Source organism: Streptomyces sp. NPDC004561, assembly GCF_053602155.1.
On the sequence record NZ_JBSGDB010000437.1, the window covers coordinates 1 to 7,428 of the forward strand.

Below are 7,428 nucleotides of genomic sequence, written 5' to 3' on the forward strand. Positions count from 1 at the left end.
GCACGCCGTCGGCCTCGCCCACGCCGCCCGCCTCAAGGGCGACGATCGCCGCCGCCGTGGCGGGATCCGGCTCCAGCGACCAGTCGTCCTCCTGCGCGGTGCCGCCGAGGAGCAGCCCGTACGGCTGCGGGATGAAGTAGGTGGAGGCGGCGGAGTCGTGGCCGACGGAGGTGAACCAGGTGGTGATCCCGGGGTTCTCCACCACGACCAGCTGCCCGCGCACCGGACGCACCGCCGGATCCGGCACCAGTGAACGGGCCCCGAGACCGGTGCAGTTGACCACGACGGCGGCGGGCACGGCCGCCAGGTCGGTCACCTCCCGCACCTCCACCTCGCCGCCCGCCCGGACGAGCCGGTCCCGCAGCCACGCGAGATGCGCCGGCATGTCGATCACCGGCAGCCGCGCCGCCAGCCCGTCGGCCACCTCCCGCAGCCCCGGCACCCGGCCCGCCCACGCGCCCAGCTCGTCCAGCCGGGTCCCGCGGTGTACACCGTCGACCAGGCGTACGCCCGTCTCCCGCGGCCGCCCGGCCAACTCCTCGTACACGCCGAGGGACTCCAGCGCCCAGGCGCCGGCCAGCGGCTCCGGCTCGATGCGGTACGGCCACCACAGGCCACCGGCGACCGCCGAGGTCGTGCGCTCGGCGGGCTCGCGCGCCCACACCCGCACCCGCCGCCCCGCCTCGGCCAGCACCACGGCGGTCGTCAGCCCGACGACACCGCCCCCGACCACCATCACTTCGTCACTCGGCTCGCTGTCCACGCCAGGACGATAGGCCCTGTCCGACCGCCCCTGTCACACCGCGCTCACATCCGTCCCGGTGTGGGGATACTCACAGCATGTCTGCCGCATACGCGACCTTCGGCCTGGCACCGGCGACCCGCGCCGGCGGTGTCCTCGCCGACGGCGGCTACCAGGCGCACCGCGACTTCGTCGACTTCGTCGTGGACGGCCGTCCACTGCTCTTCCAGCTGTCCGACCTGGACGCCGTCTCACCGCTCGCCTCCGACGTCCCGCCCGCCATCTTCACCGCGCAGGTGCGGGCACTGCTGCTGGAGGCCGAACCCCCGCTGCCGGACGGCCGCTTCGTCATCTACGGCTGCCCCGAGTGCGAGGACCTGGGCTGCGGAGCGGTCACCGCCGTCATCGAGCGCGACGGCGAGGACTACATCTGGCGGGACTTCGCCTGGCAGACCACGCGGCACGCCGACCTCGCCCGCAACGGCTACCACGGCATAGGCCCCTTTCGCTTCCGCGGCCCCGAGTACCGAGCGGCCCTGGCCGGGCTGATCGACGACACCGGCGGCGCGCCCGCCCCCCGCCGGCGGGTGCTGCTGATCGGCGCCCGGGTCGCCGTACTCGCCAGGCTGGCCGCCTCCCTGCGCGCCATCGGCATCGGCGCGGACATCACCCAGGACGCGCGGGACGTCCCCGCCGAGGAACTGCGCGGCTACGGCGTGGCCGCCTTCGGCAGCGCGGTCCCCGAGCCGGAACGGGCCGCCGTACGGCGGTCGTTCGAGCGGGCCGGGGCCGAGGTCGCCTGGGTCGACGGCCTGGCCCCGATCGTGCCGCTGCTCGTCGCACAGATCCAGCACGCCCTCGACCGCAGCCCGCTCCCGCGGCGCCGGCTGACCCGGCTGGCCGCGGCCGGCGACGCGGCGGAGATCGAGGTCGCCTCGGCGTGCCGGGTACGGATCACCGCCCACCGCCTCGACCGGTTGCACCGCCCCCGCAGCCGCGAGGTGTTCGACGGCACCCTGGAACCCGGCCGGCATCGCCTCCCCCTGGACCCCAAAGCGGTCAAGGGGGAGGCGTACCTCGTCGCCCGCACGTCGGGAGGCGTCCTCGTGGCCCCGGTGACCCGGGGGAATCCGGGCTGAGGGGCGGGCGCGCGTCGCACTAGGATCGGCGTCCTGATGACTGCCACTCTCGTCGCCAAGAACCTCGCCGCCGGGCACGGCGACCGCTCCCTCTTCTCCGGGCTCGACCTCGTCGTGGCGCCCGGGGACGTGATCGGACTGGTCGGCGCCAACGGCGCGGGCAAATCCACCCTGCTGAGGCTGCTCGCCGGGCTCACCCCACCCGAGCAGGGCGAACTGCGGCTGTCCCCGCCGGCCGCTACCGTCGGCCATCTGCCCCAGGAGCCGGAACGCCGACCGGGGGAGACCGTGCGGGAGTTCCTGGCCCGCCGCACCGGCGTCGCCGAGGCGCAGCGGATCATGGACGAGGCGACCGAGGCGCTGGTCGCGGGCGCGCCCGGCGCCGACGACGCCTACGCGACCGCCCTGGAGCGCTGGCTGGACCTCGGCGGCGCCGACCTGGAGGAGCGCGCGGAGGAGGTCGCGGACTCCCTGGGCCTCGCCGTCGACCTGGACCAGCCGATGACCGCCCTCTCCGGCGGCCAGGCGGCCCGCGCCGGACTCGCCTCCCTCCTGCTGTCCCGCTACGACGTCTTCCTCCTCGACGAGCCCACCAACGACCTCGACCTCGAAGGCCTGGAGCGTCTGGAACGGTTCGTCACCGGCCTGCGCGCGGGCACGGTCGTCGTCAGCCACGACCGCGAGTTCCTCACCCGCACGGTCACCAAGGTCCTCGAACTCGACCTCGCCCAGCGGCAGATCAACCTCTACGGCGGCGGCTACGGGGCCTACCTGGAGGAACGGGACGTCGCCCGCCGGCACGCCCGCGAGGACTACGAGGAGTACGCCGACAAGAAGACCGCCCTCCAGGACCGCGCCCAGATGCAGCGCTCCTGGATGGACAAGGGCGTCAAGAACGCCCGGCGCAAGGCGGGCAACGACAACGACAAGATCGGCCGCAAGTTCCGCAGCGAGGCCAGCGAGAAGCAGGCCGCCAAGGCCCGGCAGACCCAGCGCATGATCGAACGCCTGGAGGCCGTCGAGGAGCCGCGCAAGGAGTGGGAACTGCGCATGGAGATCGCCACGGCCCCGCGCTCGGGCGCGGTCGTGGCGACCCTGCGGGACGCCGAGATCCGGCGCGGAGACTTCACCTTCGGCCCGGTGTCGCTGCAGATCGACTGGGCGGACCGGGTCGCGGTCACCGGAGCCAACGGCGCCGGCAAGTCGACCCTGCTCGGCGCACTGCTGGGCCGTCTCCCGCTCGACTCCGGGCATGCCGCCCTGGGCTCCGGCGTCCTGATCGGCGAGGTCGACCAGGCCCGCAAGCTGTTCCACGGCCCGGAGGCGCTGCTGGAGGCCTTCTGCGCGGCCGTCCCGGACACCGAGCCGGTCGAGGTCCGCACCCTGCTCGCCAAGTTCGGCCTGAAGCCGGAGCATGTACTGCGCCCGGCGGCCACCCTCTCCCCGGGCGAGCGCACCCGCGCCGCCCTGGCGCTGCTCCAGGGCCGGGGCGTCAACCTGCTCGTCCTCGACGAGCCGACCAACCACCTCGACCTGCCCGCCATCGAGCAGCTGGAGTCGGCCCTGGACTCCTACCAGGGCACCCTGCTCCTGGTCACCCACGACCGGCGGATGCTGGACGCGGTCCGGGTGACGCGCCGACTGGAGGTCGCGGCGGGCAAGGTCACGGAGCGCTGACCCGGCCTCGTGCCGCACTGGGGTCCGGGCCCGCCCGCCGCGTAGGCTCACGGCTGTTCCGCAGACGGTCGGCCGGGGGGTGCGCATGGGTGGTGCGGTGAGCGGTCCGGGCCGACCGGGCGGTCCGGCTCCGCGGCTGCTGCGCGAGCAGGACGTGCTCGCGCGGATGCGGGGCACCGAGGACAGGATCGCGGACGTGATCACCGCCTTCGCCGGGACCATGCTGTTCGTCTATCTGCACGCCCTGTGGTTCACGGTCCGGATCGTGTTCAACGTGGGCGTGTTCGGCCCGGGGGCGGTCTGGGACCCCTTTCCTTTCGGGCTGCTCACCATGATCGTCAGCCTGGAGGCGATCTTCCTGTCCACCTTCGTGATGGTGAGCCAGAACCGCCAGGCCGCCCGCGAGAACGTCCGCGCCGACCTGGACTTCGAGACCAATGTGCGCTCGGAGGTGTGGTCGATCCACATGGGCCGCGCCGTGGGCGTCGACCCCGAGGAGGTCGAGCGCGGGGTGCGGGAACTCCTCGCGGAGAACCGTGCCCGCATGAGCGGATCCGCCCCGGCCCCGGAGTGAGGCGGGACCGTCCGCGCACGCCCGCGGGGCGGCCGTGCTCGGGTTCGGCCGCCGCAGCCAGGCGTCCGGGCCGGGACCGCCACCCGCCGCCACGACGGCGAGCCGGCAGCAACGGCGGACACGGCCCGGCCTTCCAGCGGGCGCTCGGCGACGGCGGGCGCGATCCTGGCTGGGACGGCCGACCAACGGGAAGACGGAGTCCCGCGGGGAGATCGAGAGGGTGGTATGACGATCGACGAGACGGCGGAACGCGTGATCGCGCTGCCGCCCGAGCGGGTGGCCGCGTACGCCATGGACTGGCGCCACGACGCGGAGTGGACGCAGGGAATCCGCACCGCGGAGCTGACCAGGGAGGCGGCCGCGGGCGGCTTCGGCGTCGGTGCCGAGGTCACCCGCACCGCCCACTTCCTCGGCCGGCGCATCGACTACGTCCTGCGGGTCGCCGCGCACGAGCCGCCCCGGCTGCTGGACATGGTGTCGGTCGCGGGGCCCATGCCCATGCACGTCACCTACACCTTCGACGAGCATCCGCGGGGCACCCTGGCCCGCATCCGGGTCCGCGGCGACGCGGGCCCCCTCTACCGCCTGGCCGCCCCGGTGATGTCCAGAAAGGTCCGCTCGTCCATCGGCAAGGACCTGCGGGACCTGGAACTGCGGCTGACGGAGCCCACGCCGAGGTGACGCCGGGCGGGGACGCTGGAGGCGTCCCCGCCGGGGTCCGGGGCCGAAGCCCCGTGAGGGTGCTGCTCAGCCCACCGAGACGGCTGGCCTCAGCGGCGTCCGTCCTTCGGGTTCAGCAGCCCCGCCCGCCGCAGCGCGTCCGCCATGGCGCTGTTGGCCGGTGCCGGCGCCTGACGCCCGCCCCGGTCACCGCCACGGCCCTGCCGCTGGCCCTGGCCCTGACCGCCCTGCCGCTGGCCCTGACCGCCCTGCCGCTGCTGGGGCGGCCGGGCACCGCCGCCACGCTGCTGACGTCCGCCGCCCTGCCCCTGCGGGGCCGCCTCGTCGTCCAGGCGCAGGGTCAGCCCGATCCGCTTGCGCGGGATGTCCACGTCGAGGACCTTCACCTTGACGATGTCACCGGGCTTGACCACGTCCCGCGGGTCCTTCACGAACGTCTTCGACATCGCCGAGACGTGCACCAGACCGTCCTGGTGGACGCCGATGTCCACGAACGCGCCGAAGGCCGCCACGTTCGTCACCACGCCTTCCAGGACCATCCCGGCTGCGAGGTCGGAGATCTTCTCCACGCCCTCCTTGAAGGCGGCCGTCTTGAACGCCGGACGCGGGTCGCGGCCGGGCTTCTCCAGCTCCTTCAGGATGTCGGTGACGGTCGGCAGACCGAACGTGTCGTCCACGAAGTCGGCGGGCCGCAGGGAGCGCAGCACGCCCGTGTTGCCGATGAGCGAGGCCACCTCCTGGCCCGAGGTCTTCACCATGCGGCGGACCACCGGGTACGACTCCGGGTGCACGCTGGAGGCGTCCAGCGGGTCGCCGCCGCGGATGCGCAGGAAGCCCGCGCACTGCTCGTACGCCTTCGGGCCGAGCCGCGCCACCTTCTTCAGCTCGGAGCGCGACGAGAACGGCCCGTTCGCGTCCCGGTGCGCCACGATGTTCTCGGCGAGGCCCGAGGAGATGCCGGACACCCGCGAGAGCAGCGGCACGGACGCGGTGTTGACGTCCACGCCGACGCCGTTCACACAGTCCTCGACGACCGCGTCCAGCGAGCGGGACAGCTTCACCTCGGACAGGTCGTGCTGGTACTGGCCGACGCCGATCGACTTGGGGTCGATCTTCACCAGCTCGGCCAGCGGGTCCTGCAGCCGGCGGGCGATGGAGACCGCGCCGCGCAGCGACACGTCCATGTCCGGCAGCTCCTGGGAGGCGTACTGCGACGCCGAGTACACCGACGCGCCCGCCTCGGACACCATGACCTTGGTGAGCTTCAACTCCGGGTGCTTGGAGATCAGTTCACCGGCGAGCTTGTCGGTCTCCCGGGACGCCGTGCCGTTGCCGATGGCGACCAGGTCGACCGCGTGCTCCTTCGCCAGCCGCGCCAGTTTGGCGATCGCCTCGTCCCACTTGTTGGCCGGGACGTGCGGGTAGATCACGTCCGTGGCGACGACCTTGCCGGTGGCGTCGACCACGGCGACCTTCACGCCCGTACGGAAACCGGGGTCCAGGCCGAGCGTCGAGCGGGTTCCGGCCGGGGCGGCCAGCAGCAGGTCGCGCAGGTTCACGGCGAACACGTTCACCGCCTCGTCCTCGGCCGCCGTGCGCAGCCTCAGGCGCAGGTCGATGCCGAGGTGCACCAGGACGCGGGTGCGCCAGGCCCAGCGGACCGTGTCCGTCAGCCACTTGTCGGCGGGGCGGCCCCGGTCGGCGATCCCGAACCGGTGCGCGATGATGCCCTCGTACGACGAGGGTCCCTCCGTGGCCTCCTCCGGCTCCAGGACGAGATCGAGGACCTCCTCCTTCTCGCCGCGCAGCATCGCCAGGATGCGGTGCGAGGGCAGCTCGGTGAACGGCTCGGCGAAGTCGAAGTAGTCGGCGAACTTGGCGCCCGCCTCCTCCTTGCCGTCCCGCACCTTGGCGGCCAGTCGCCCGCGCACCCACATGCGCTCGCGCACCTCGCCGATCAGGTCGGCGTCCTCCGAGAACCGCTCGGTGAGGATCGCCCGCGCGCCCTCCAGGGCCGCCTGCGGATCGGCGACGCCCTTGCCGGCGTCCACGAACGCGGCGGCGGCCGCCAGCGGCTCGACCGTCGGGTCGCCGAGCAGGCCCTCGGCCAGCGGCTCCAGGCCCGCCTCGCGCGCGATCTGCGCCTTGGTGCGCCGCTTGGGCTTGTACGGGAGGTAGACGTCCTCCAGCCGCGCCTTGGTCTCGGCGCCGCGGATCCGGGCCTCCAGCTCCTCGGTGAGCTTGCCCTGCTCGCGCACCGACTCCAGGATCGCGGTCCGCCGCTCCTCCAGCTCCCGCAGGTAGCGCAGCCGCTCCTCGAGCGTGCGCAGCTGCGCGTCGTCGAGCATCTCGGTCGCTTCCTTGCGGTAGCGGGCGATGAAGGGCACCGTCGAACCGCCGTCGAGCAGTTCCACCGCGGCCTTCACCTGCCGCTCCCGTACGCCGAGCTCCTCGGCGATCCTGCCTTCGATGGACCCTACTTCGATGGATCCGGGTGTCGTCACGATCCCGTACCGCCTTCTCCACTCAGGTTGCGCGGCAATTGTGGCAGGTGACACCGACAACCGGGGATCAGGGCGGCGCTCGGCGGGGCGCCGGGCCGGCGAACCGGGCCC

The 7,428-nt window shown here is 73.5% G+C and carries 6 protein-coding genes; 4 read left to right on the forward strand and 2 right to left on the reverse strand.

What is annotated here, in order from left to right:
• The coding region (locus tag ACWEN3_RS36910) for an FAD-dependent oxidoreductase (RefSeq protein ID WP_452980228.1) at nucleotides 1-739 on the reverse strand (739 nt) is incomplete at its 3' end.
• Nucleotides 740-840: 101 nt separating this feature from the next.
• On the opposite strand from ACWEN3_RS36910, the gene ACWEN3_RS36915 reads away from it, so the two are divergent.
• The 4 genes from ACWEN3_RS36915 to ACWEN3_RS36930 all read left to right on the forward strand — a co-directional run bounded on the left by ACWEN3_RS36915 (nucleotide 841) and on the right by ACWEN3_RS36930 (nucleotide 4,813).
• The gene (locus ACWEN3_RS36915; RefSeq protein ID WP_452980213.1) at nucleotides 841-1,881 is read left to right on the forward strand and encodes an oxidoreductase; all 1,041 of its coding nucleotides are present in this window, start codon (nucleotides 841-843) and stop codon (nucleotides 1,879-1,881) included.
• 36 nt (nucleotides 1,882-1,917) lie between these two features.
• Entirely contained in the window at nucleotides 1,918-3,558 is a 1,641-nt protein-coding gene (locus ACWEN3_RS36920; RefSeq protein ID WP_452980216.1) for an ABC-F family ATP-binding cassette domain-containing protein, read from the forward strand.
• A gap of 97 nt (nucleotides 3,559-3,655) precedes the next feature.
• The gene (locus ACWEN3_RS36925) at nucleotides 3,656-4,132 is read left to right on the forward strand and encodes a DUF1003 domain-containing protein (RefSeq protein WP_452980219.1); all 477 of its coding nucleotides are present in this window, start codon (nucleotides 3,656-3,658) and stop codon (nucleotides 4,130-4,132) included.
• 225 nt (nucleotides 4,133-4,357) lie between these two features.
• Nucleotides 4,358-4,813 (forward strand): SRPBCC family protein, encoded by a 456-nt coding sequence (locus ACWEN3_RS36930; RefSeq protein WP_452980222.1) that lies wholly within the window; start codon nucleotides 4,358-4,360, stop codon nucleotides 4,811-4,813.
• An 89-nt stretch (nucleotides 4,814-4,902) separates the two neighbouring features.
• Here ACWEN3_RS36930 and ACWEN3_RS36935 read toward each other — a convergent pair whose 3' ends face one another.
• Complete coding sequence (locus ACWEN3_RS36935; protein ID WP_452980225.1) at nucleotides 4,903-7,317, reverse strand: Tex family protein; 2,415 nt, start codon at nucleotides 7,315-7,317, stop codon at nucleotides 4,903-4,905.
• Nucleotides 7,318-7,428: the final 111 nt, after the last annotated feature.

Coding starts and splice junctions, on each gene's coding strand:
- ACWEN3_RS36930 (WP_452980222.1), top strand. CDS start 4,358: ATGACGATCGACGAGACGGCGGAACGCGTGATCGCGCTGCCGCCCGAG.
- ACWEN3_RS36920 (WP_452980216.1), top strand. CDS start 1,918: ATGACTGCCACTCTCGTCGCCAAGAACCTCGCCGCCGGGCACGGCGAC.
- ACWEN3_RS36915 (WP_452980213.1), top strand. CDS start 841: ATGTCTGCCGCATACGCGACCTTCGGCCTGGCACCGGCGACCCGCGCC.